Raw genomic sequence first — 24047 nt, 5'->3', positions numbered from 1 at the left:
AGATTCTGACAGCGCTGTCTGATTGAACTCTGCTCGTCATCCCAGCGAAAGCTGGGATGACTTTAAAATGGGAAGCTTTAGGCGCGTTCCTTGGTCGCGGAGAAGCGAAGCGAGGGATGGCGCTGCATGACGTAGTTCAGCTCCCACGCATCCTTGGCCATGAACACCGGCTGGCCGTCGCGATCGCTCGCCATCGCATTGCGATGGTTGCCGGTGAAATCCTTGATCTCCGCATCATTATCGGCCGACAGCCAGCGCGCCGTATCCCAGGGCGAACTGTCGAGCTTGGCATCGACCTTATATTCGTGCTGCAAGCGGGAGATCAGCACTTCGAGCTGGAGCTGCCCCACCACGCCGACGATCATCTGTGAACCGATCGCCGGGTGGAACACCTGGATCACGCCCTCTTCGGAAAGATCGTCGAGCGCCTTCCGAAGCTGCTTGGTCTTGGTTGGATCGGCAAGCTGCACGCGACGCAAAATTTCCGGCGCGAAATTGGGCAGGCCGGTAAAGCTCGCCGCGCCCGCCACCTCGGTCAACGTGTCGCCGACGCGCAGGGTGCCGTGGTTGGGGATGCCGATGATGTCGCCCGGCCAGGCCTCGTCCGCCACTTCGCGATTCTGGGCGAAGAACAGGATCGGGCTGTGGACCGCGATCGCCTTGCCCGTGCCGGACTGGTTCAACTTCATGCCGCGCTTGAACCGGCCCGAGCAGAGCCGCATGAAGGCCACGCGATCGCGATGCTGCGGATTCATGTTCGCCTGGACCTTGAAGATGAAGCCCGCCACCGCGGGATCATCCGGGCTGACCGGTTCAGGCGCCGCCGGCTGCGGCCGCGGGCTCGGCGCGAAGTCGCGCAGCGCGTTGATCAGTTCCGGCACGCCAAAATCGCGCAGCGCCGATCCGAAATAGATGGGCGTCAGGTCGCCATGGCGATAGGCACCCAGGTCGAAACCCGCATAGCCGGCCTCGGCCAGCTCCAGCTCCTCGCGCAATTTGCCGACGGCGTTCGCCGAAAGCAGCTCGTCCAGCTTCGGATCGTCGAGGCCTGACACCGCAACCGATCCGCCGGCGGCCGGCAGCAGCCGCTTGCCGGCGATGTCGTAAAGCCCCTCGAATTCCCCGCCCATGCCGATCGGCCAGATCATCGGTGTGACATCGAGCGCAAGTTGATCAGCTATCTCGTCTAGCAAGGCAAAGGTTTCGCGACCTTCGCGATCGACCTTGTTCACGAAAGTAATGATCGGCACCGAACGCAGTCGGCACACCTCGAACAATTTGCGCGTCTGCGCCTCGATGCCCTTGGCCGCGTCGATCACCATCACCGCGCTGTCGACGGCGGTGAGCGTGCGATAGGTGTCCTCGGAAAAGTCCTCGTGCCCCGGCGTGTCGAGCAGGTTGAAGGTGAGCCCTTCATATTCGAACGTCATCACCGAGCTGGTGACCGAGATGCCGCGCTGCTGCTCGATCTTCATCCAATCCGATCGCGCGCGCCGCGTTGCCCCGCGCGCCTTCACCTCGCCGGCGAGATGGATCGCGCCGCCGGTCATCAGCAGCTTTTCGGTCAAGGTGGTCTTGCCGGCGTCGGGGTGCGAGATGATCGCGAAGGTGCGCCGGTCGGGGCGGCCGGTGGGGCGGTCGTTCATATTATGATGGAGCCTGGAGGTTCGTCGGTTGCGCGCCCGTTAGCAGGATCGCGCCCGATTGGCGAATCTCGTCCGGCTTTCACCGACAAAGAAAAAGGGGCCGGTCCGAAGACCGACCCCAATTCTTGTCCAGTCTCTCCCGAAGGAGAGAGCGTGGTCCTTACGAGCCCGAACCCGGACCGAAGGTGATTTCCACGCGCCGGTTCTGCGGCTCGCGGACACCGTCGGCGGTTTCGACCAGCGGGCGGCTTTCGCCGAACGCTTCGGTCGACAGGGCCGTGTCGGGAACACCCTTGCCGGCCAGGTAGGACTTCACGGCGTCGGCACGACGCTGCGAGAGACCGACGTTGTACTGGTCCGAACCCGACTTGTCGGCGTGACCGGCGAGCATCACCGAAGCCGAACCACCCTGGGCATAAGCCGCAGCGGCGTTGTCGAGGATGCCAGCGGCTTCCGGCGTGATATCCGACTTATCCCAGTCGAAGAACACGATGAACGGACCCGGGACTGCCGGCGGCGGCGGCGGCGGAGCAGGCTCCGGCGGCGGCGGCGGCGGGGGCGGCGGGGGCGGCGGGGGCGGCGGGGCCGCAGGTTCGCCGAAGTTGAAGATCAGGCTGCCGAGCAAGCTGTGCGAGCGGAACTTGCCCTTGACGGCCGAACCGTCGGCCGCAACCAGCTTGATATCGTCGACATTGAAGTAACGATATTTGATACCGACATCGATCGAGTCCGTCAGCGGAGCGCGGACACCAGCCAGGATCTGCCAGGCGAACTTCGAGTCGCTGTCATCCAGGAAGGCCGTGCCGTTGTTCAGCAGCTGATAGTTATCAGCCTTGACGCGGGCGATACCGACACCGCCGCCGATGAAGCCCTGCAGGCCATCGTCAGCGCCGAAGTCGACCAGGCCGTTGAGCATGAAGCTCAGTGCCGAAGTCTTGCCGTCGGCGAATTCGTCATAGGTGCCAGCGGGCGAAGTCGGGCCGAAGCCGGCCGGAAGCGGGACCGTCGTGTTGAACGAGTCGATGAACGCCTGCTTGTAGCCGATTTCGCCTTCAAGCCGGAAAACACCGAAATCATAACCGATGATGCCGTCGACATCCCAGCCATATTCCGAGTCAACCGTCACGGCATTGTTCGCGAGAACGCCTGCAGTGCTGGTCGCGTCGTAGTCGATGTCTTCGACGATCATGGCGCCGCCCTCGACGCCGACATACCAAGCACCGTCACGCGCCATCGCGGGCGTAGCCAGCGCGGTGGTTGCGAGCGCGGCCATGATGGCGAGCTTACGCATATCATTCCCCTTTCAAAGCAGTTCCTCGCGGAAGCACTGCTACCTAACCAAACTGGATTATTCGTGCAAGCACGCATATTCCACATCTGTTGCGGAAATGTCTCACAGATCAGGCATAACCGCCCGCTTCATGACCCCATTACAGACGACGCGTAAACTCTTACTGAGGCGCCCGGTTTCCTGGTGCGAAAAAAAATTGTTTCAGGAAGCTATCAATCCATGGCTTCCAAGGGTTGCGATGATCGTCGCGATCGCCGCGCGCGCCTCCGTATCGACCGTCATTCCGCCGCTGGGAAGTGCGATGGCCGGCGCCTGTTCTCCCACCACCTGTTGTCCGTCGACCATCACTCCGAAGCTCGGCAAGGGGTCTGCGCGCCACACGTCGCCATCGTGCCACACCCATGTGGCTGCCGGCACGAGCCAGATCGTCATCCCGGCGATCGGCGCTACGAACCGCCAGCCGCCTTCGGTCCACAGCGCGATCTCGCCGGCGTGATCGATCCAATCGCCGGTCGGCGAGTCGCCGACGATCCACGCCTTGCCATCACCGGGGGATGAGGGCGGCGAGTCGACATTCAGCGCTTCGGCCACGGGGTGAAGCGCGCCATCCAGTCGTGCCAGCGCTTCATTATGGGCCATCTCCTTCTGTGCCTGCCCCGGCAGGATGAAGGGCAGCGCGAAACGCGGGGTGGTGTCGCCCATGAATTGCCTCCTTTCAGATTGTCAGGCTGCCGCTGACCGGCAGGGAAAGGCCGCCGCCCCCCAGCTGGCGCACGCTCACCGCGATGCCTGTCGCTGCCATCGCATCGTCCGCAGCACGTTCCGCCGCGCTGTAGAGATAGGCCGGGGCGGCGGCCGTCACTATGCGCGAACGACCGGATGAAGGCGTGATGACCAGGCGGTAACGCTCGCTCTCCTCACCGATCGGCGCATCCATTCCATCCGGCCAGGACCAGCCGAGCCGGCTGCGTCGGGTCCAGGCGATCGCGATCCCGCCGTCGGGCATAAGGCGCAAGCGCAGGTGCACGGGCGATGGCGGGCGAAGCGCCCGGGCGGAGACGATCGCGTTCCGCACCACCGGCGCAGCATCGCCAACACCGTTCGCCATGACGTGGATTTCGCCGTCGATCGCCGCCGGCGGCAGCGGTATCGGCACCAGATCGTCCGCTTCGATCAGCACGAATGGACCGCCGGCGACATGGCCGGCGGCGCCCCCCTCGGTCCCGCGTCGCCCCCGCCATAACCGGGAAAGCCGGTATCGCCCTCCACCCAGCGAGATGGCGTCGCCGAACTGCAGCAATTCGCCGTCGATCATGGCCAGGTTCGCACCCTGCGCAAGAGCCGCATCATCGCGGCTCACCAGCATCATCCCATCGTGCAGCAGGGCGATATCGACGCTGCTCGCATGGTCGATCAGGGCCGCACCGCGCTCCGGCAATGCTGTCTCGGCGAAACCCAGCACGGCCGGCGCCGCGGTCCCGCCGGCATCCTGCCAGCTCGATCCCCCGTCCAGACTGTAGCTGAGCGCCGCCCGGCGCCAACCCGGTGACACCCCGGCCGCCGCAGCCCAGATATGCGCCACAGCCGCCCCCTCTTGGTCGAGCGGCGGTAGATCCAGCAGGGCGATCGTCGTCGGACCATGCGGCAGGTCCGGTTCCGCAGTACCGTTGCCCGGTGCCGCGATCGCACTCACACCGCCCGCGGCGACGCCCGTCAACCGCAGTTCGAGCGCCATTCGATCCAGCGTCCAGCCGGATATGCGCATCGTCTGCGTCAGGCCCGCCACCGCAACCGCCTGCCCCGGCCGTAACGCAACGTGCCGCCACGGAAGCTGGATCTTGCCCTGCACCCGCGCGGCCCATGCGTCCGCCAGCCGCCGTTCGGCGACCGCCTTGGCCGCCCCCGTGCTCATCGCCGCGGGCAATTCGATACGATCGACCCGCCGCCCCGGCCCGCCGCGCCGCGCGCGCTGCAACCCCGCCTGATAGTCACGCGCCGGTTCGTGATAGGCGATCGCGATCTCATCCGGCAGCGTCCCGGCGGCCGCGCGATCCAGGCCGATCCGATCGACCCTTCTGCCGTCCGGCTGGGCGCCCAATTGATCTGCGGCAATCAATGAGGTCGTCCCCGTATCGGCGATCAACAGCCGACTGCCGTCGTCGTGCAGCGAAAGCGGGATCGCTCGCGCCAGCGCCTCGATCACGCCGCGGACACTGTTTCCCGTCGCCGCGAAACCGTCCAGCGCCACCGCCGTTTCGCCGCCGATCGCGCCGGCACTCAGATCCGCGGCGATCGCCGCCAGACTTACCGCCTCGGCATCCGCTTCCACTTCAAAGGTCAAGGACGGGATGCGATTGCCATAATCGGCAAGCTGGAAATCCTCGAACACGGCATAGGCCACGCCGCGATGGGCCGGCGCCTGCCCGATACCTTGGGCCGATGCGATCAGCGGATCCACCGCCTGCCCCTCGTCCCCCAGATGCAGGCGGAAGCCGGTCTCGCTCTTCCAGTCGCCGGCAGCGCCGCGCAGCAGCTTGCCGTCTGCCCAGATGCGATGGACCGCGCGGATCGGTCGCGCCGAAAGCGCCACCGCAAAACTCGCCGAATAGCTGTAGGTCGTCGTCTTCGGCCGGCCCTTGCCGCCACCCGATTTATGCTTCTCCTCGCGCAGGTCCGTCGCCCAGATCACTGTGCCCGCCACCCGCATCGTACCGAACAATCGCGCGATGGGCTCGCCATAGCTCGACAATTGCACAGTGAGATCGCCCAGCCGCGGCCCGTGATGGCGCGGCGCCAGCAGCCGCTGGTCGATCTGCTGGCCGATCGCGGCGCCGATCGCGCCGCCAACCGGCCCGCCGATGATCGTCCCGACCGTCGTCAACACCAGCGTCGCCATGATCCCTCCTCAACCCTTGCGCCAGACGGCGAGCACCGGCCAGCGCGGCGGCCCCGGCGTCTCGACGACACGCCGCAGGCCGGCATCGGCATGGACGAAGCCCGCGGCGGTCGCCACCAGCAGATGCACCTGCGCCGGACCCGCCTCGACCAGCAGCAGATCGCCTGCCGCCCCGCCTTCCGCCTCGATCCGCCGCAACCCCGCCGCCTCGGCTGCCGCTTCCACCCGCGCCAGCGCCACTCCGCGAAGGACATAGTCGCGCGGCAGCGCCGTCACACCGAAAGCGATCCCCGCCACGCCGACGCAATCCAATCCGTCCGCCGCGCTGCGCCCCTGCGGCCGGAAGCGCGCGCCGACGCAGGCCCGCGCCCGCGCCACGATCTCGCTTGTCATGCGCCCGGATAGCGGGTCAGGAGGTCGTTGCCCGGCAGGAAGGGCTCGCCGCGGAAGTTGACCGCATTGGCAAAGCGTCCCGCGCATGTCGCAAGGCTCTTGTCGCAACCCTCGCCGATCTCGACGAGCATCCCCGGCACCGCCGTTGCCGGTGGCGCCTCCCGTAAGGTCAGCCAGCCGCCGTCCGAAGAAAGGATCGCGCTTGTCAGGCCCGCATTCGGCCCTTCCATCCAGCGGAGCCGGCCATAGCCATACGCATTGCCGACCGCGCCCGCATCGATGCGATAGGTAATGCTATCCATTACCTCCAGCAGCGATACCAGCCGCCGTCGCGAAGTCATGTCCACGCGACAGCGCCGATCGCCCAGCTCCGCCCGGCATTCGGGCGATGTATATTCGACCACCGGCTGCTCCAGCAGTGCCGTCGGGCCTGCCAGTTCGGCGGTGAAGGCGCCGTCGCGCAGGGAAACTCCGCCCAACTCGCCCCGCGCCAGCGGCAGCGCCTCGCTTGCCGGGTCGGTCCAGTCGATCGCGAACAGCCGCACCCGCGCGCCATCCCATCGCCCTGCCGCCAGGTCATCGCCGCGGATGGCGTCGCTGGTGAGCGCGCCCGAAATGTCGAGCGTATCCACCTCGAACCCGTCGGACAGGCTGATCGACGAGGGCAGCATTCCCGGCGCGGCGCGATAGGCCAGCCCGTCGATCATCAGGTCGCGGTCATGCGCGGTAAAGCCCAGCGCCACCCCGTCGCGCCGGTCGAGCCGCCAGCAAAGCGCGATGGTCGTCAGCCCGGGCGCGATCCAGGCGACCATGCTCAACCCTCCCGGATCTCGACCAGCGGGACCGACGCCACCTCACCGGCTGCAAAGGTGGCGAGCCCCACCTCCAGTTGGTCCTCGGCAACCCGCTCCGGCCGCAGCACATGCAGCCGCATCGGCAACCCGGCAGCATCGCACCCGATCGAGGCATAGCCATTGCCATGCAGCAGCAGATGCGTCGCCATCGCCTCGATCGCTGGCGCCAGCAATTGGCGCACGCCGTCCGGCGCACCTGTCACCGCCAGGGTGAGCGATCTTACGCCTTCCCCCACCAGCCGCACCGCTCGCTGCGCGACCGGATTGGCCAGCACGGCATCGCGCACCTGCCCATCATAGCTGCGCGGCCAGGCGCCTTCCGTCGCCCATCCCATCATCGACCGCGCCAGCGCCGGCCGCAGCGGACCAGCGCCGCTTTTTCGTCCGAAAAGCCGCATGGATATTCTCCACAGAATATGGAACGTCATCCCAGCGAAAGCTGGAATCTCAGAAGGATCAGGCGCGCCGCCGCCTCAAAACCCTCCGTCACCCTGAACTTGTTTCAGGGTCCACCGTGCGACAGGCTACGTCTGCGCGATTGGAGAGATGGATGCTGAGCCGTAGGCGGGCGCAGCCCAAACACGTTCAGCATGACGGCGGTGTGTTATGCCGCCCGCCTTCACAAAACCCGCACCGCCGGCCTTTTCTCCTGCCCCAGCATCAGCTCGGTCATCGCCCAGACCAGCGCATCGGCACGGTCGGGCGATCGCCCCGGCCCTTCATAACGGCCACCCGCCACAAGCCCCGCCAGCTCATCCTCCAGCTCGGGAAACGCCCCGACATGAAAAGCCCGCCCGCCTGAATAGAGTGCCGCCACCGGCTCGGCCCGCGCACCTTGCCGCGCGTCGCATGGACCAGCCTCAGCGGCAGCCGCTCATCAGCGGCGCGCAGCACACTTTCCACCATCGCGCCGCCATTGTTCGCCTCGGCCACCACCCGGTCGGCCCGATGTGCCTCCGCCGCCTGCGCCACCGCGCGCGCCCAGCCTTCCGGCCCCACGCCCGCGACGCTGGCATCGGCCAGCACATAGGCCCGTCGATCCCGGCCCAGCCCGACCGCGACGATCCCGCAGGCATCGCCGCCGCCCGCACCCGCCGGCGGGTCGACGCCGATCACGACGCGCACCATCTCCGGCACATCCATCACCCTCCGTTCCTCGATCAGCGCCCGGCTCCATAGCGCGCCCGCCACCTCGTCGATCAGTTCGCCGTCCAGTTCCTGGCGGCCGAAGCGCGTGCCGCCATAAGTCTCTTCCATCGCCGCGATGAAATCGGGCGGCAGATGCGGCCGATTGCCGATCGTCCGCCCGCGCGTCACCACGACCCGCTTTTCGGTCAGCAGCCGCCGCACCAGCGGCACCGGCCGCGGCGTCGTCGTCGCCACCGCGCGCGGCCTGCTCCCCAGGCGCAGGCCCATCATCAGATTGTCCCACACCGCGATGCCCTTGGGCCACTTCCCGATCTCGTCGGCCCAGGCGAAATGATGCTGGGGCCCTCGCAGGCTTTCCGGTTCTGCCGCCGAATATAAAAACGCCTGCGCGCCGTTCGGCCAGCGCAGCCGATTGAGCGACGGCTCCCACGCCGGCATATGGTTGGGCGGTGCGATGCTGAGCAGCCCACTTTCGCCCTCCACCATCACCGCCCGGCCCTCCGCCATGGTTGCGCCGACCAGCGCAATCCGCGCCTGCCCGTCCCGCTCCGCCCGCCAGCGCACCCATTCCGCACCGGCCCGCGTCTTGCCGAAGCCGCGCCCCGCCTGGATCAGCCAGATCCGCCAGTCGCCCACCGGCTGCCGCTGGCTCGGCCGCGACCAGAAGGACCAGCTCCACTGCATTCCCAGCAGATCGGCGGCCGCCATGGCGGTCAATATCCGGTCGCGTTCCGCCTCGCCGCACAGCGCCAATATCTCGGCGTGCGAACGATCTCCCCGCCCGATCGGCATCATCCCGCCTCCGCCGCGGCGCCTTCCGTCATGCGATCATGCATCTCGGCCAGCTTTTCCCGCAGCCGCACGCAGGCCGCCTCGGGATCGGCGATCATCACGGCACTGCCACCCTTCACGCTCGTCCGGTGCATCTGCAACAGCTTCAGAACCATGCTGTTGTCGGGCATCTGCACCTCGCCGGTCTGACGCCCGCCATAGATGATCGGCGTCGGCGTGCCGCCCAGCGCGCGTTCCAGCGCCATCATTTCCAGTCGGTCATAACCCTCGGCCAGCGCCTCGGCCCAGGCGGCGCGAAAACCGGCATCGCGCTGACGCAATTTGTAGAGGCCGGTCTCGCTCATCCCCACCGCGCGCACCGATGCGCGGACATTACAGGTAACCGCCAGATGAGCGAGGAAAGTCTCGCGCTTCTTGATGCTCCAGGCGCCGTCGCGCTGCTTGCGACCCAGGATGTTGGCTTCCTTCATCTTGGCCATCGCCCGCTCTCCAGAACGAAATCGGGCCGGCGGTGATCGCTCACCCCGGCCCGGACGCATTTTTCCAGCTTGCCCTCTATGTGCCATAACAGCGCGGCGCTGTCAAGCATATTTAACCTATTTGGTTTCTTGTCTCACTTTTTCGAAAAAGGCCTGCTCGCGCTTGATCCACGACGCGAGTGATGGCCGGGCGTGGATCGCCGCCAGATAGGCCGAAACCTTGGGATGCCGGACCGCATCGATCGCGCAGCCGACATGGCCGAAATTGACGAAGGGCTGCACCATCGCAATGTCGGCCAGCGTCAGCCGGTCATCGACCAGGAAACCCGATTCGGGGATACGTTCCTCCAGGAAATCGATCAGCGGCGGCAGTTCGTTCGCCTGGGCATGGTCGGCCTCGGCCAGATTGCCCGGCTTCTTCAGGAACATCGGGCTGACGACCCGGTTGAAGAACATCTTGCGCATGCAGTTGGTGAAAACGGTGTCGGCCACCTCGTCCCACCAGATCGCCCGCGCGCGTGATCGCGGCTCCGCCGGGATCAGCGCCGGTTCCGGCTTGATCGCTTCCAGATAGGCAACGATCGCCGAGGAATCGGAGATCGCGAAATCGCCGTCGCGGAATCCCGGCATCAGCCCGAACGGGCTCGCCTCGCGGAATTCGGGGTCGGTGGATTGCAGCCCGTGCGCTTTCAACTCGATCTCGATGCCCTTCTCCGCCGCAAACATCAGCACCTTGCGCACGAACGGCGACATCGAGCTTCCATAAACGATCATGGCGCATCCTCTCCGGCTTGTGACGCGATCCTACACATTGCCCCCCGTCCGTGGCAAAGGCGCCCCGCGCAAAGAGGAGTTTGCCATGCAGATCGCGGTGCTCACGTTCGACGGCTTCAACGAGCTGGATTCGTTCGTCGCCGCCGCAATCCTCAACCGGCTGCGCGGCGAAGGCTGGGCGGCGTACATCACCTCGCCCGATGGCCGCATCACCTCGATGAACGGCGTCACCGTCGAACGCCAGCGCCCGCTCGATTTCGTCGAGGAGGCCGACGCCGTCATCATCGGCAGCGGCATCAAGACGCGCGAGATCGCCGCCGATGCAGGTCTCCTCGGCCAACTCCGCCTCGATCCCGCCCGCCAGCTCATCGGCGCTCAATGCTCGGGCACGCTGCTGCTGGCCAAGCTCGGCCTGATCGGCGATGTACCGGCCTGCACCGATCTCACGAGCAAGCCCTGGGTGGTCGAAGCCGGCATCACCGTCATCGACGCGCCCTTCCACGCCGCCGGCAATATCGCCACCGCGGGCGGCTGCCTCGCTTCACCCTATCTCGCGACGTGGCTCATCCTCCGCGGCGCCGGCCGCGCCGCCGCCGAAGCCGCGATCCACTATATCGCGCCGGTAGGCGAGAAGGAGGCGTGGGTGAAACGCGCGATCGACACGGTGACGCCCTTCCTGCCGGCCGAAATGCGGGCGGCATAGCCATGGCCGTCAGGGAATTCTTTTTGTCCGCCTGATTCTGTGGCTTGGCCCGCGCACCAGGCACTCGCTAAGGGCTGCGGCATGAGCATTGTCGCCACGATCATGAATGCCGCCACCGGGCAGCCCATCCAGAAGATGACCTTTGGCCGCATGCCAAAGCCCTGGATCAGCCTCACGCTGGAATCCGGGGAAAGGGTCACCGCCGAACGGATCGATGTCGGCAAGCCCGCGCCCGGCAAGTTTGTCGCGCCCGTCGAAATCTGGGTCCGCTCGAATAGCTGATCCCGCCGTCAGCAGGCGATGCCACCGCTGACGACCGGCCACGGGCACCAAGCTTTTCAGCTCGATCGCGTCGGATCGGTCATCGGGTCCGCCAGTTCCCGCGCGCCCAGCGGCCGCATCCACGGCAGCGATCCCGTCTGCCGCTCGATCATGCGGTGGACGACGGGCTTGTCCGGCCCTTCGTGCAGCGCGCGGATGCGGTCGCTATTCTCGGCATCCGCCTGCGTGCGCCGCTCATTGTGGCGCACATATTCCAGCCAGGTCGGCACATTGTAGCGCTCGATCCACAGCTCCGGATCGCCCAGATCGCGCGCCAACGTCCAGTGCCGCGCGCCGTCGCGAATGCGGATACGGCGGCGCTCGTTCATCGCCGCCAGGAAATGAATCACATTGGCCGGCGCGATCCGATATTCGATGGTGACGACGATCGGCCCGCTCGATGGCTGCACGGGCACCGCTGTCGTCGGTTCGGTCCACCGGCTCAGCGGGTCCATGTTGAGGTGCCCCACCTCCGCCAGCGGCAGCCGCAGCCCGAGCAGCAAGCCCAGCCCCTGCGCCGCGCCCGCCGCAATCAAGGCGATATGCACGCCATGTTCCTCGGCCAGTTCGCCAAAGCCCCACGCGCCCAGCGCCATGCCGCCGAACGCCGCCATCTGGTAGATAGCGAGCGCGCGGGCGACCACCCAGCGCGGCGTCGAGAGCTGGACCGACACGTTGAAGCTCGAAAGCGCCAGCACCCAGCCGCCGCCTGCCACCGCCAGCGCCAAGACCGTCAGCACCGTGAAACGGCTCACCCCCACCACCACCGCGCCCACCGCCAGCGCCAGCGTCGCAACCCGGACGATCGTCTCGGTCGAAAATCTTGCCCGCAGCCGCCCGCTGCTGATCGCACCGCCCACTGCGCCCAGGCCGAAGGCGCCCAGCAACATGCCGTAGATCAGCGGGCCACCCGCAACCAGATCGCGCGCCACCAGCGGCATCATCGCGGGCACGGCGCTGGCGGCTAGGCCGAACAGCCCGGCGCGCAGCATCACCACGCGCAGCGCCGGCGACATCGCGACATAGCGCACGCCCGCCGCCATCGCGACGCCCAGCGTCTCGCGCGGCAGCAGCCGGGGCGGGCGTTGCGGCCGCCAGCGTGAAAGTACCGCAATCAACCCGACATAGCTTACCGCATTGACCGCGAACGCCGCTGCCGGCCCCGCCGCCGCCACGATCATGCCGCCAATCGCCGGCCCCACGCTCCGCGCCAGGTTGAAGCCCATGCTGTTGTAAGCGACGGCGCCGGGCAGCACCGGCCGCGGCACCATGTCCCCCACCGATGCCTGCCACGCCGGTCCATTCAGCGCGGTGCCGCACCCGATCAGGAAGGTGAAGGCCAACAGCAGCCACGGCGTCAGCACGCCTGTCCACGCGCAGACCGCCAGTGCCAGCGAAACGGCCAGCATGAAGCCCTGCGCGCACAGCATCACGATCCGCCGGTCGAGATTATCGGCGATGGCACCCGCCCACAGCGAAAACAGCATGATCGGCAGCGTCGTCGAAGATTGCACCAGCGCCACCAGTGTCGGCGACTTGGCGAGCCCGGTCATCATCCACGACGCGCCAACCGACTGGATCAGCCCGCCGAAATTGCTCGCCATGCTGGCGATCCAGACCGCGCGGAATATCTCGATCGAAAGCGGCGACGGGGGTTCGGAAGAAGAAGCCTGGCCTTCCATATTCCCCCGATGCGACATTGAACCTTCTCCCGCAAGCGGGAGAAGGATACGAAGCCTTATGAGCGCAGCGAATTAGGCGAAGTTGGATGGGGGCAAGTGCCCCCTCACAACGCCTTCACCAACACCGCGAAGGTCAGCGGCGGCTCCACCACCACCGGGAATGGCCTTTTCTCGTCAGTCACAACATAGCCGCGCCGCTCATAATAACGGATCAGTTCGGCGCGGAGGTCGATCACCGTCATCTCCATCCGTTCCGCCGCGAAACCACGCCGCGCTTCCGCCTCGGCCGCCGCCACCAGCAACTTGCCCAGCCCGCCCGCCTGCAAATCGGGATCGACGCACAGCAGCCCCAGATAACTGGTGCCTTCGCCTTTGTCGGTGATCTGCACGCAGCCGATGATCGCACCGTCCCGCTCCGCCACCAGCAGCCGCGTCTCGGGGTTCGCCAGGATCGCCTCCAGCGTCGCCATGTCGGTGCGCTGGTCGTCGAGCAGATCCGCCTCATGCGTCCAACCCTTGCGCGCGCTGTCGCCGCGATAGGCCCGCTCGATCACGGGATGGAGCGCGGCCAGGTCGGCCGCCGTGGCAAAGCGAATAGCGATGGGCGCATCGGTCATGCCGCTTCCCTAATCCGGAACGTCCCGAACGGGAATGCCCACCCGATCGAACGGGCCGATCTACGCCGCGGCCGGGCCAGATCGCCTTTCCCGGCTTGCTCGTCCGCCCAACCTCCCGAAAATGCGCCGCAATCACCATAGCAGCGGACGGGGTTCAGGGATGAAGCAGAGTTTCAGCGCATCGGTCATGCTGGCCGTCACGATGCTCGCCGGCTGCGCGAAGAGTGAGGCGGACAAGGCCGCGGCCCCCGCGACGCCGGTCTATCAGGTGGTGGATCGCATCAAGGGCGCCGACGGCAAATATGATTATGCCTCGGTCGACAGCGCCGCCAACCGCCTGTTCGTCGGCCGCGGTTATGGCGTGATGACCGTGGATCTCGCCACCAACGAGATGAGGACGCTGATCGAACGCGACAATGTCGCCGCCGTCCTCCTCATCCCCGGCACCAACCTGCTGCTCAGCACCAATGCCGAGACCAACAATGCGACGCTGCTCGATCGCACCACCGGCGCGGTCCAGGCGGACATCCCCACCGGTCGCGACCCCGATGGCGCGTTGTTCGATGCGCAGAGCGGCCTCGCCTTCGTGATGAACGGCGACAGCGAGGACATCACCCTAATCGACATCGCCACCGCGACCGCGGTCGCCACCATCCCCGCCGGCGGCAAGCCCGAAGCCGCAACCAGCAACGGCAAGGGCCGCGCCTTCGTCAATATCGAGGACGCCAACGCGATCGCGGTGATCGACATCGCCGCCCGCAAGGTTGCGACGCGCTATCCGCTGGCCGGGTGCAACGAACCGACCGGCATCGCTTATGACGCCGCGACCAATCTGCTGATCTCGGTCTGCCACAACAATATCGCCCGGCTGGTCGATGCCGATACCGGCGCCGACCGCGGCAGCTTCGCGGTCGGGGCGGGTGCCGATGGCGTGTTGTTCGATGCGGACAAGCGGATCGGCTTCGTCCCCTGCATCGATGGCACGCTGACCGTCTTCGCGCTCGATGCGAAGGGCAAGGCCACCGTCCTCCAGACGATCAAGACTGCCGATGGCGCCCGCACGGCGGCCTATGACGCGAAGACCGGCCGCCTCTATCTCCCCGCCGCCACCGTCGAACGCGACGACAAGGGCGAATATCTCACCGCGGCGCGCGATTTCAGCATCGTCGTGGTCGCTCCGCGCTAGAATATATCGTCCAGCCGCAGCGCCCCCGCCCCGACCCGGTCGATCACCGATAATCGACTTCAGGAAAGGGGGCGCGGGTCGCTCCGCGGCTCTTGGCGAAGGCGTTGGCACTGCGCCGCCCCTCGTCGAAGGCTTCACGCGCCAGCGCCCGGATCGCCTCATTCTGTCGCGCCCCGAAGCTCTGCTTGAAGTTCACGAACTCCGCGATCATCGCAGCACCGCCAGGCTTCCGGGCCAGTTGCTCGATATGGGCCTGCGTCTGGCCTTGCGCCGCTTGCGCAGCCGGATCGCCCTCCAGACGGGCCATCGCCTGCGTCGCCGTGTCGCCAGGCTCGAAGCTGATCTTCATCTGTCCCAGATAATCGTGCAGCGGGCGCAGTGCCGCCGCCAGTTCCAGCAATTGGCCGTCCTTCAGATCGCCTCCGAAGCTGCTGCGGATCTCGCCCTGAAGCCCGGCCGTCACCGTGGCCGATCTTTGCCGGACATGGGCGATCGACGCCGCGATGACGACATCCACGATGCCGGGATATTGTTTCTCCAGCTTCGTGATCTCGGGCGTGTCGATCAGGCGCTTTTTCAGGCCGCTGTCGATCATGCCTGCGCCAAGCTGCTCGATCGCCGTGTCCGGCACGATGGTTTGCGCGACGATCGCCAGCGATTGATCGCGCGATACCGACGTCCGCTCCAACTGGGCCAAGGCCGGGGACGCCGCGAGTATCGGCGCTGCCAGGCAATAGAGGATCGCCAGTCCGATTTTCATGCCGCCCCCCGCCGTGCTTTCCCTACCAGGCGCCTTCCGATTTCTCGGCCGCCACCAGCTTCATCTGCTGCGCCTCCACCCAGCGTGCATAACCGTCGGGGTCGATCCACCCACTCACGCCCTTTTTCGCGGCAAGCGCACGCTTTGCCTCGAAATTCGCGGCCTCGGGATGCGGCGTCAGCCAAATGTCCGGCTTCAGCGCCTGCAATATGTGGAATGTGCGCCGATAATCCTCATCGATGCCGGGATAGGACGGATCCTTGATCAGCCGATAGCCGGGGTTGACGCCGGTGCCGTCGGGAAAGGCGATGGTCAGCTTGCGGCCGTCCTCCTGCAGTTTCATCACCCAGCTCGTCGTACCGCGGGTGTGGCCGGGGGTCAGCCGCGCTGCCATCACCACATTGCCCAGCTTCACCGTGTCGCCGTCGCGCAGCACGCGATCGACCTTCACCGGATCGAAAGCGAAGTCGGATACCCCGCCATAGCGGAAGTCCGTGGCCCCGCCCGATTGGATCAGTTCGACCTCTGCGGCCATCATCGCCACCTCGGCCCCCGAAATATGCTGCAGATAGGCATGGCCGCCGACATGATCGACATGCGCATGGCCCGCTATCATCACCCGTATATCCTCGGGCCTGAAACCCAGCTTGCGGATCGACGCCGCGATCATCGGCCCCGATCCCGGCATACCGCTGTTGAGCAGGATATGCCCTTCCGTCGTCGTGATCAGCCAGGCGGAAAGCCCGCGCGTGCCGACGAAATATACCGGCCCGGCCACCCGCACCGGATCGACCGGCTCGTTCCAGTGGAGCGCCACAGCGGTCTTGTCGATCGCGAAGCCTGCGTCGGGCGCCGCCATGACCGGCGATGCCACGCAGGCCAGGCCCATCAGCAGCCGGACGGGAAATGGGATGCTCATGCGCTTCACCTACCATGCCGCCCGATCGGTGACGAGCCACCGCTCCACCCGGCAGGCCGGCCGCCCATCGCGCTGGCGATTTCCCTGACAGATGATCAAGCTATTCGCATGTCTAATCCGATCGCACTTCAGATCGTCTCCAGAAAATCTGAGCATCTCCTGAAATTCGTTGACGCACCGATATTTATTGATAGTCGGCCAACCCAAAGAACAGGGGGCGTCTGACCTTCTGGAGGGTCGCGGAAGGTTCGTTTTACTTTTCGCAGGGGGGTATTAATGCAGGTTAAAATTCTAACCGCCGCGCTTGCGGCGATGGGTTCGCTGTGCGCTTTTTCTTCGGCTGCCCAGGCGCAGGATGAGGCAGCGGAAAAATGGTCGGTGACGATCACGCCACGCTATCAGCAGCTTTTCTTCGACGCGAGCGGTGGCGAGGGCGACGCCATCACCTCGATGCCGACCTATGGCGGCTCGGTCGCGGTGCGCACGCCCGATACGCGCTGGGGCGTCATGGCCACCTACCTCACGGGGGACAAGAAGGGCGACTATGAATATGACAACGGCCCGAGCGTCTACAAATTCGATGCCGAGCGCGAGGAATATAGCCTGACCGGCGAATATACGCCGTCCGAAACCGGCATCACCCTGCTGTTCGGCTATCGCCATTTCAAGGCGGGCGCGGACGAGGTGCTGACCAACCCGCTGCCGGGCAATAGCGAAACCAACAGCAACACCTACAAGATCGACGCTGCCGAAATCGGCTTCCGCCTCTCCAGCCGTCTAGGCGTGGAAAGCAGCCAGTCGCTCTCGGCGCAGTTCACCGTCGGCATCGGCGGCGGCAAGCTCAACCGCAGCGAGGTGGAAGTGTTCGGCACCGGCACCAACTCGGATATCCGCAAGGATAGCGGCACCGGCTACACCGGTGAAATGGCGATCGGCTACAACATCTTCCTGACCAACAACCTGTCGCTCGGCGCTCGCGCTCGCGCCTATATCTTCTATGTCGACGTCAGCGACGCGGATCCGATATTCGCGCTGGCGCCGGAAGCCAATCTCTCGTTCCGCTTCTGATTCAGCCCGGCACCTGGAAGGGCGGCCTGGCCGGATTCTTTGGCTTGGGCGGCCCTGCCAGATAGATCGGCTGGCCCAGCGACCCCTGGCTCCAGGGGGATTGGGCGCCTTGGGTCACGCTCACGACATCGCCGGTCGTGAGCGTGATCACATCGTCCAGGCTGCGCCGTTCGCTCAATCGCTGGGCGATCGCCGTCGCGAACGGGCTGTTGGCGTCATAGGCCGATACATAATCGGCGGCCGTATTCTGCGGGTCGGTCGCAAAGACGACGCGCACGCCGGTGCCGCGCAGCTCGAACGCGCCCACCTTGCCGACGCCGCCTGATCGCGCCCCGAATGCGGTGAAGTTGAAATCGAGGCCCGCCGCATCGCCCGGCGCGGCGATGCTGCCCGCCGCCAGCGCACGGCTCGCGCCGCGGATCGCGCGCACGCCGGTCGCGTCACTGGGCAGGGCGCGGAACGGGTTGTTGCGGCACATATCGAGCATGAACACGGACGTGCCCGTCGCCGGCCGCACCGTCTCGATGATCGATTGCATGTCGATGAAGGTCTTGCCGTCGGCCAGCAGCAGATAATTGGCGCCGTCGATCTGCACGCCATGGCCGGCGATATAGACGAAGGCCAGCCCATCGCTGCGCAATTGCCCGACGAAGCTCGCGAGCAGGGCCTCCAGTTTCGTCAGGTCGGCATCTTCCACGCGCACGACCTGGCCGAACTTCAGCGCCTTCAGCCGCCGTTCGACCAGCGCCGCATCGGCGCGCGTATTGGCCAGCGCCAGATCGGCATGGCCGGCATAGCCGAACGCCAGCAACAGCGCCGAATGCTTGCGGTTATCCGCTTCCTGCGCGGCCAGCAACGGCCGCCCGAACATCAAGGCCGCCCCGCCGCCGAATATCACGCCCCGTCTCGAAACCACGCCCCCGCCCCGTCCGCTTCGCGATCAATCATCCCTTGTAGAGATGGACTATTAACGAGCCTGCCGGCCACCGCCAGTGGCTGAGGCGCGATACGGCTGACGACGCTCCATCGAAGCTGTGTTAGCTTCGGGCTTCCAGCGGGGGGCCTTGAAGCATGCGAGCGAGGGTCTGGGCAGCCATTACGGCCGGTGCGGCGGCGATCGCCGCGATCGCGGCTCTTCTCACCAATGTCGACACGATCCTGTCCAAACCGGATTCGATCCTGACCAAGAGCGGGCTGAAGAAGCCGTCCGCCGTCGCCGTCACCGTGCGGCTGGCCGATATCTCGCAGAAGGATCGCGAGACGCTGGTGCTCGGCTCGATCGCCAAGGATGTGGATGCGTCGCTCGTCACTTTCCTGGATTATGCGCAGGTGGGCGACGAATTCTGCCTGCAGGGCAAGCCGATGGACGGGTGCACCGGCGCGCCGGCAATCCTCTACCAGCCTCCGTATGACGCGATCGACTATTTCGACGGAGACGAGCCGCTGGTCGGGCCGTGGGGGCCGGCGGTGCCGGTGTTCGACGTGGTTTCGGTCCGCAGCGACGAGCGCGATATCCTGCTCGTCCAGCAATCGGTGGAATATGAGCTGGTCGCGGCGGATGATCGGCCGTTCATCCAGATCATGGGCAATGCCAACCGCGAAGGCACGGTGACGCTGGTCAACCAGTCATCGGCCAGGATCGACCATGTCGAGATCGACTATAAATTCGCCGATATCATCAATGCCGAAGCCGTCGAGACATGGCAGAAGGCCGAACGGAAGCGGATCGACTTCACCGGTTTCGATCACCAGGCGCGACTGGATGCGGGCTTCTTCACCGCCGCCAATTTGGTGCGCGATATCGAAACCGGCGAACCGATGACTGAGCGGGCTGCCTATACGCTGGACCTCAGCGGCGAGATATTGAAGGCTTATCCGGGCGCCCATTGGGAGGGCTATGCCGGGCCCTACGCCCCTGGCGGCGCGATCAAGCCGAAATATCTGACCGGGGTCGGGGAAACCCGGAAATATGCGCTGCCGAAGGAAGCGAGTTCCTGCGGCGAGGGCCGGGAATGCGACCGGGTGGTGATGATCGTCGGGCAGATCCGCGCCGTTTCAGCCAAGGGCGTCGCGTTCCGGTCCAACTTCGTGACGCCGGTCTACGTCTATTCCAACCGCGAATTCGGCGCGGGCGATGTGACGGTCGACAATTCGCAGCTGATGATGATCGGCGGCGATCGCGGCACCGTCACCAGGCCCGTCAATCTCGTGCTCAATGACGCCAGCCCGACGGTGCGCAGCCAGGTCGCTTTGATGTTCCGGCAAAGCGGCAAATATCGTGTCCGCTTCCTGTTCGGCACCAATGAGAAGAAGGAATATATGGCGAGCGACTGGCTGACGGTGCAGGCTTTTGCTCCGCCGGCCTTCATCGCCACCTATGATGCGATGCTGGCCGAGCGCGGGCAGAGCGGCGGCGAGGATTGAGCGGGGCGGATCAGGTGGACGCCACCTCGTCCGCCTCCGCCTCGCACGTCTTGCCGACCTCGCCGGTCGCCGCGACCTGATCGTAGAGCTGGCGCTGGCGTTCGCGCAGCTTCTCGCCGATCGCGTCGAGGTCGATCTTGCCCTTGGCATGCGCCTCTTTCGCGTCGGCGAACAGATCCTCGTCCTCCTCGTCGATATGGTGGATGGTTTCTTCGCCCAGCACATGCACCTTGGCCGCGAACAGTTCCTCGCTGCCATCGAGCTGTTCGAGCTCGGCGACGATGCGCTTGGCGGATTGGTGCTCGACGATGCCTTCATTCACCTCGTCATCGCCGATCACCGGCTTCAGCGCCGGGTAGAGGATCTCCTCCTCGATCGTCATATGGACGGTGAGGCGCAGGCAAAGCTCGGCGGCGATGTTGGCGAGTGCCGCCCCCTTTGTCCCTTCGGCCTGGTCGAACAATTCGCGAAAGCGGTGATGCTCCTCCTTCAATATCTCCAGCGCCAGGGGATCGTCCTTGGCAATGGCATGATCTCCCTGGCCATTCCGTGCCGCATATTTTCCAGCCATTCCCGTTCATCCCACCGTTGATATTTCCTCCAGAACGGAGGCGATTGGCCGGAGTTCCCGCATGACCATCCGGAACGGATATGGAACGAGGTTGAAATATCCAGAATGATGCGGGATTTGATCGGAGATGGACAAGATCGCCGACTATATCCCGCACGAACCGGTGGATTACCGGATGCCTTCGCTGCTCGCGGTCGGGGATGATATCCTCCTGCTAAGCGACATGGCGGATGCAGGCCGCGGGCTCGGCCTGCTGGTGGAAACGATCGCGCTCGACGATGCCGGGCTGCGCCGGATGGCGGAGGCCGGGCCCGGCGTGACCATGATGCTGGCGCTGGCCGCCGCTGATGGGCCAGCGACGGAGACGGCACTGGCGATCCTGCGGCAGCGTGCGGACCGCGGCATGGCCGGCCTGATCTGTGTGCCGCTGGCGGCGATCGATCGGGTGCAGGCAGGCGCCGAGCATCCCGGCATTCTGCTGCTGTGCGAGCCTTCGACAACGGATCTCGCCGCGGCGCTCGCCATCACCCATGCGCCGCCGCCGGCGCGGCTGAACGACAGCGGCAAGGCGGCCTCGCTCTATCCCCAGCTTCAGCAGCTGAGCGAACAGATGAGCCAGATCGCGCGGGCGCTGGCAAGCATATCGGGGGAAGAAGGGGGCGCCGCGGCTTCCACCGCGGCGCCCATACCGGCTTATGCGCCGGCACGTTGGCCCGCCCTGGAGGGGGCGGACGGGGAGCAACCCCCGGTGCGACCCGAAGGAGATGCAGCCCATGTTCGCGCCATCATTCGTGGACGGCGCTTGCGAGACAGCTATTTCCCCGCGGACCTGTTTGCCGATCCTGCCTGGGATATGCTGCTCGATCTGACAGCTGCCCGCCTGGAGGGGCGGCACGTCGCTGTTTCAAGCCTTTGTATCGCGGCCGCCGTTCCGCCGACGACGGCGCTCCGCTGGATCAAGACGCTCACCGAAGCGGGCACCTTCATCCGTATTGCCGATCCGCATGATGGCCGGCGCGTCTTCATCACGCTGTCCGATCCCGCGGCCGACGCGGTATTGAATTATCTCGCGGCGGCGCGGCGGATGACCTGCCCGGTGGTGTGATAGCTGCCGTTACGGCTCATGATATCGAGCTGAGCGCTGAACGCTTCCGCCAGCTTCGCATGCGCTTCCCGCAATTCCGGGCATTCAGCTTCGCACGCGCGCTTGGCTTCCTCCTGGTAGCGCTTCCAAAGATAATCCCAATTATAACGCATTACGCCCCTGCCCGCCGTCGGCGATCGATACACGGGGGCCGATCACCAGATTGCCCCCACGGCAGGCGGGGCTATTGCACCCGCCCCGGCGATTCGCGATTACGTAGAGTCCCTGAGCCGGATTCAATTTGTGGCTGATGCCGTAGCGGAAGGTGCGCGGAACACAGGCAAAACAATCTCGTAATGAAACTGATCGATGTCGTGGCGCGGTATGGCGGCGGGCGTATGGTGGGGCATTGGCGTCAGGGGTTTGCAAGCATAGCGCCAGCCTTGGGGAAGCTGCCGCTTGGAATGTGGAGGAGGCTTCCATGCCTGGTACCAACAGCGATTATTATGAACGGCGGCGGCAGCAATGCCTGCAATCCGCTGATAGTGCTGCGGATGCAGCGGTGGCCAAGGTGCATCGGAACTTCGCCGCCCATTACCGGACGGCAGCCAAATTGGCCGCGCGGCAGGAGGTATCGGGCCGGGCACCCAACGAATAAGGCCCGCCAATCGGCGAGTCGCGCGGGCGACTCGCCGGCGCCCGTGAAACAGGGCTTGGCGATCGGGAAAATGACGCTAAAACGCCCCGCACTTCATGGCGTGGGCGGTTAGCTCAGCGGTAGAGCGCCTCGTTTACACCGAGGATGTCGGGGGTTCGAAACCCTCACCGCCCACCATTTCCGACAAACCGACAGCAATCAGAGCGCGCGGACGAGCCGCGTGGCGACGGCGATCCAGGCCGGATCGGCGACGACCTGTTGGCGCGATCCCGCGCCAGGCGGCAGGATCAGCAGCTTGCCGCCCTCGCGCCCGATCAGCCGGCCGAAGACGAAGCGGCCTGCGGGGCGCGGCACCAGCACGTCGCGGTTGAGTGCATTGGCAAAGGCTTCGGGCGCGAGCCGGTCGCACCAGATCTCGTCCCCGCTGCGATAATCGCCCACCGCCGATTCGACGCGCAGGGCGAGCGCGCCATCGCCCGGCACCGGCGGGACGGCGGCGAGCGTCCGCCGCGGCGCGTGGGCGCCGTCCGCGCCGATCAATGCAGCCACCGGCAGATCGGTACGATCGGGCAATTGCACGAGATCGGCGGCGGCCACCCCCAGCGCATCGGCGATACGGTTGAGCCAGCCGACCGAAACCGTGCGCGTGCCGGTTTCCAGCCGGCCGATCGTCTGCGCCGTCGTCGGCGGCACGCAGCGATCGGCCACATCTTGAAGCGTCAAACCCTTGGCACGGCGTACATCACGGATACAGGTAATCATGACGTCTAACCTATCTGGTTCACAACTTTCCTACACCAACACCCCTATGGCAAGTCAATCCCGAACCATGGGAGAATCGGAAAATGGCTATGCCGATCGGCGCTGAAGCGAGGCGGATCATCGCAGCCCTGGAGGAAGGACAGCCGGCAAGGCGCCAGGCGGCCGGTTGGCGGGTGGGTGCGATCGACGCGCCTGACGATGTGATCGAACAGCTTTCGCGCGCCGACCTGGTGAAACAGACGCCGACCCGGCTGGCGCTGACGCCGGCGGGCCGCGGCTTCACCGCGCGCGCCACCCGGCCCGAAGCCGCGAACCGGCTGCTGACGGAAAAGGCGCTGCCGGGCGACGGCGCGGCACGGAACAGGCGCCCCGCCCGCAGCGTGACGGTGAACGGGGCAGAGTCGCCATTGGGCTGGCTGATGGCACGTGGGCTGGTCAGCCGCCGCCAGTTCGACGCGGGCGAACGGCTGCGGGCCGATTGGGAGATGGCCGGGCTATCGCCGCGGGTTACGATGCGCTGGGATGCGGCGCCGGTGGCGCGCGGCGCCAGGGGAGCCGACGCACCGCTCGATCCCACGCTTGCCCAGATCGCCGCCCGCCGCCGCTTCGACGCCGCGATCGCTGCAGCGGGGCCGGGACTTTCCGATATAGGCTGGCGGGTGGTGTGCGCCGGCGAGGGCCTGGAAGCCGCCGAACGCGCCCTCGCCTGGCCCAAGCGCGCGGGGAAGCTGGTTCTACTGCTGGCGCTCGACCGGGTAGCGGATTTCTACGGGATCGGGTGAGAGGGGCCGGGATACCGGCGGGCGCCACTTAGCCCCTCTCCCGCTTTCGCGGGAGAGGTTGGGTGAGGGTCTTCTTCTTACTTCTTTCCAACAAGAAATAAGAAGACCCTCATCCCCCCACCGCCTCTGGCGGCGGGTCCCTCCTTCTCCCGCGAACGCGAGAGAAGGCAGCTAACGCCCAAGACAGATCCCACGTCCCCAAAACAAGCCGGCAGGTCACCCCGCCGGCCGTCTGT

At 66.0% G+C, this 24047-nt stretch carries 25 protein-coding genes, 1 tRNA gene and 1 pseudogene; 9 read left to right on the top strand and 18 right to left on the bottom strand.

The features are described 5' to 3' along the window. Nucleotides 1–77: 77 nt before the first annotated feature. The 10 genes and pseudogenes from ACFB49_RS23415 to ACFB49_RS23370 all read right to left on the bottom strand — a co-directional run bounded on the left by ACFB49_RS23415 (nt 78) and on the right by ACFB49_RS23370 (nt 10274). Entirely contained in the window at nt 78–1646 is a 1569-nt protein-coding gene (locus ACFB49_RS23415; RefSeq protein ID WP_380874226.1) for a peptide chain release factor 3, read from the bottom strand. Nucleotides 1647–1806: 160 nt separating this feature from the next. Then, a complete protein-coding gene (locus ACFB49_RS23410; RefSeq protein ID WP_380874225.1) occupies nt 1807–2937 on the bottom strand; it encodes an OmpA family protein in 1131 nt (376 codons plus the stop codon). Between the two features lie 201 nt (nt 2938–3138). After that, nucleotides 3139–3639 (bottom strand): DUF2793 domain-containing protein, encoded by a 501-nt coding sequence (locus tag ACFB49_RS23405; RefSeq protein WP_380874224.1) that lies wholly within the window; start codon nt 3637–3639, stop codon nt 3139–3141. 13 nt (nt 3640–3652) lie between these two features. Then, nucleotides 3653–5833 (bottom strand): phage tail protein, encoded by a 2181-nt coding sequence (locus tag ACFB49_RS23400; protein ID WP_380874222.1) that lies wholly within the window; start codon nt 5831–5833, stop codon nt 3653–3655. 9 nt (nt 5834–5842) lie between these two features. Then, nucleotides 5843–6226, bottom strand: a complete 384-nt coding sequence (locus tag ACFB49_RS23395) for a peptidoglycan endopeptidase (protein WP_380874220.1) — start codon at nt 6224–6226, stop codon at nt 5843–5845. Then, nucleotides 6223–7038: a DUF2163 domain-containing protein gene (locus ACFB49_RS23390; RefSeq protein WP_380874218.1), complete on the bottom strand. Its 816-nt coding sequence runs from the start codon at nt 7036–7038 to the stop codon at nt 6223–6225. The genes ACFB49_RS23395 and ACFB49_RS23390 overlap by 4 nt, the downstream gene beginning before the upstream one ends. A gap of 2 nt (nt 7039–7040) precedes the next feature. Beyond that, nucleotides 7041–7478, bottom strand: coding sequence for a hypothetical protein (locus ACFB49_RS23385; RefSeq protein ID WP_380874216.1), 438 nt, complete (start codon nt 7476–7478; stop codon nt 7041–7043). 221 nt (nt 7479–7699) lie between these two features. After that, nucleotides 7700–9021, bottom strand: a pseudogene (locus ACFB49_RS23380) (DNA-packaging protein). Next, nucleotides 9021–9500, bottom strand: coding sequence for a hypothetical protein (locus tag ACFB49_RS23375; RefSeq protein WP_380874215.1), 480 nt, complete (start codon nt 9498–9500; stop codon nt 9021–9023). The pseudogene ACFB49_RS23380 and the gene ACFB49_RS23375 overlap by 1 nt, the downstream one beginning before the upstream one ends. 117 nt (nt 9501–9617) lie before the next feature. Beyond that, the gene (locus ACFB49_RS23370) at nt 9618–10274 is read right to left on the bottom strand and encodes a glutathione S-transferase family protein (protein WP_380874213.1); all 657 of its coding nucleotides are present in this window, start codon (nt 10272–10274) and stop codon (nt 9618–9620) included. 85 nt (nt 10275–10359) lie between these two features. Here ACFB49_RS23370 and ACFB49_RS23365 point away from each other — a divergent pair, with 85 nt between their 5' ends. Then, nucleotides 10360–10977, top strand: a complete 618-nt coding sequence (locus ACFB49_RS23365) for a DJ-1/PfpI family protein (protein WP_380874211.1) — start codon at nt 10360–10362, stop codon at nt 10975–10977. Nucleotides 10978–11058: 81 nt separating this feature from the next. After that, nucleotides 11059–11259: a hypothetical protein gene (locus ACFB49_RS23360; protein WP_380874209.1), complete on the top strand. Its 201-nt coding sequence runs from the start codon at nt 11059–11061 to the stop codon at nt 11257–11259. A 56-nt stretch (nt 11260–11315) separates the two neighbouring features. Here the strand turns inward: ACFB49_RS23360 and ACFB49_RS23355 are convergent, their stop codons facing one another. Together ACFB49_RS23355 and ACFB49_RS23350 are read right to left on the bottom strand one after the other, a co-directional pair. Continuing rightward, a complete protein-coding gene (locus tag ACFB49_RS23355) occupies nt 11316–12998 on the bottom strand; it encodes an MFS transporter (RefSeq protein WP_380874208.1) in 1683 nt (560 codons plus the stop codon). Nucleotides 12999–13084: 86 nt separating this feature from the next. Beyond that, nucleotides 13085–13597, bottom strand: a complete 513-nt coding sequence (locus ACFB49_RS23350) for a GNAT family N-acetyltransferase (RefSeq protein WP_380874206.1) — start codon at nt 13595–13597, stop codon at nt 13085–13087. 160 nt (nt 13598–13757) lie between these two features. Here ACFB49_RS23350 and ACFB49_RS23345 point away from each other — a divergent pair, with 160 nt between their 5' ends. Then, a complete protein-coding gene (locus ACFB49_RS23345) occupies nt 13758–14783 on the top strand; it encodes a YncE family protein (protein ID WP_380874204.1) in 1026 nt (341 codons plus the stop codon). A gap of 43 nt (nt 14784–14826) precedes the next feature. On the opposite strand, the gene ACFB49_RS23340 is transcribed toward ACFB49_RS23345, so the two are convergent. Both ACFB49_RS23340 and bla read right to left on the bottom strand, forming a co-directional pair. Further along, nucleotides 14827–15543: a hypothetical protein gene (locus ACFB49_RS23340; protein WP_380874203.1), complete on the bottom strand. Its 717-nt coding sequence runs from the start codon at nt 15541–15543 to the stop codon at nt 14827–14829. 22 nt (nt 15544–15565) lie between these two features. Continuing rightward, entirely contained in the window at nt 15566–16462 is an 897-nt protein-coding gene (bla, locus tag ACFB49_RS23335; protein WP_380874201.1) for a subclass B3 metallo-beta-lactamase, read from the bottom strand. A 276-nt stretch (nt 16463–16738) separates the two neighbouring features. On the opposite strand from bla, the gene ACFB49_RS23330 reads away from it, so the two are divergent. Further along, a complete protein-coding gene (locus ACFB49_RS23330) occupies nt 16739–17530 on the top strand; it encodes a hypothetical protein (RefSeq protein WP_380874199.1) in 792 nt (263 codons plus the stop codon). Between the two features lies 1 nt (nt 17531). Here the strand turns inward: ACFB49_RS23330 and ACFB49_RS23325 are convergent, their stop codons facing one another. Continuing rightward, complete coding sequence (locus ACFB49_RS23325; RefSeq protein WP_380874198.1) at nt 17532–18401, bottom strand: caspase domain-containing protein; 870 nt, start codon at nt 18399–18401, stop codon at nt 17532–17534. A gap of 200 nt (nt 18402–18601) precedes the next feature. Between ACFB49_RS23325 and ACFB49_RS23320 the strand changes: the two genes are divergently transcribed. Next, a complete protein-coding gene (locus tag ACFB49_RS23320) occupies nt 18602–19954 on the top strand; it encodes a hypothetical protein (protein WP_380874197.1) in 1353 nt (450 codons plus the stop codon). 10 nt (nt 19955–19964) lie between these two features. Here the strand turns inward: ACFB49_RS23320 and ACFB49_RS23315 are convergent, their stop codons facing one another. Beyond that, nucleotides 19965–20525, bottom strand: a complete 561-nt coding sequence (locus tag ACFB49_RS23315; RefSeq protein ID WP_380874196.1) for a hemerythrin domain-containing protein — start codon at nt 20523–20525, stop codon at nt 19965–19967. 127 nt (nt 20526–20652) lie between these two features. On the opposite strand from ACFB49_RS23315, the gene ACFB49_RS23310 reads away from it, so the two are divergent. Continuing rightward, nucleotides 20653–21630 carry a MarR family transcriptional regulator gene (locus tag ACFB49_RS23310; protein WP_380874194.1) on the top strand — a complete coding sequence of 326 codons (978 nt, stop codon included), beginning with the start codon at nt 20653–20655 and terminating at the stop codon, nt 21628–21630. Here the strand turns inward: ACFB49_RS23310 and ACFB49_RS23305 are convergent. Then, nucleotides 21588–21782, bottom strand: coding sequence for a hypothetical protein (locus ACFB49_RS23305; RefSeq protein ID WP_380874192.1), 195 nt, complete (start codon nt 21780–21782; stop codon nt 21588–21590). The two genes, ACFB49_RS23310 and ACFB49_RS23305, sit on opposite strands and share 43 nt — an antisense overlap. A gap of 308 nt (nt 21783–22090) precedes the next feature. On the opposite strand from ACFB49_RS23305, the gene ACFB49_RS23300 reads away from it, so the two are divergent. Both ACFB49_RS23300 and ACFB49_RS23295 read left to right on the top strand, forming a co-directional pair. Further along, nucleotides 22091–22267, top strand: a complete 177-nt coding sequence (locus tag ACFB49_RS23300; RefSeq protein ID WP_380874191.1) for a hypothetical protein — start codon at nt 22091–22093, stop codon at nt 22265–22267. A gap of 102 nt (nt 22268–22369) precedes the next feature. Then, nucleotides 22370–22444, top strand: a tRNA-Val gene (locus ACFB49_RS23295). A 21-nt stretch (nt 22445–22465) separates the two neighbouring features. On the opposite strand, the gene ACFB49_RS23290 is transcribed toward ACFB49_RS23295, so the two are convergent. Further along, on the bottom strand, nt 22466–23029 hold the full coding sequence (locus ACFB49_RS23290) for a helix-turn-helix domain-containing protein (RefSeq protein WP_380874190.1): 564 nt from the start codon (nt 23027–23029) through the stop codon (nt 22466–22468). A 335-nt stretch (nt 23030–23364) separates the two neighbouring features. Here ACFB49_RS23290 and ACFB49_RS23285 point away from each other — a divergent pair, with 335 nt between their 5' ends. Then, entirely contained in the window at nt 23365–23811 is a 447-nt protein-coding gene (locus ACFB49_RS23285; protein WP_380880090.1) for a DUF6456 domain-containing protein, read from the top strand. Nucleotides 23812–24047 lie beyond the last annotated feature (236 nt).

Origin of the sequence: Sphingomonas sp. DBB INV C78 (genome assembly GCF_042693015.1) — a bacterium.
Taxonomy (GTDB): domain Bacteria; phylum Pseudomonadota; class Alphaproteobacteria; order Sphingomonadales; family Sphingomonadaceae; genus Sphingomonas_E.
Note: the sequence above shows the minus strand (reverse complement) of the source record. Positions and strands in the feature narration are given on the sequence as shown.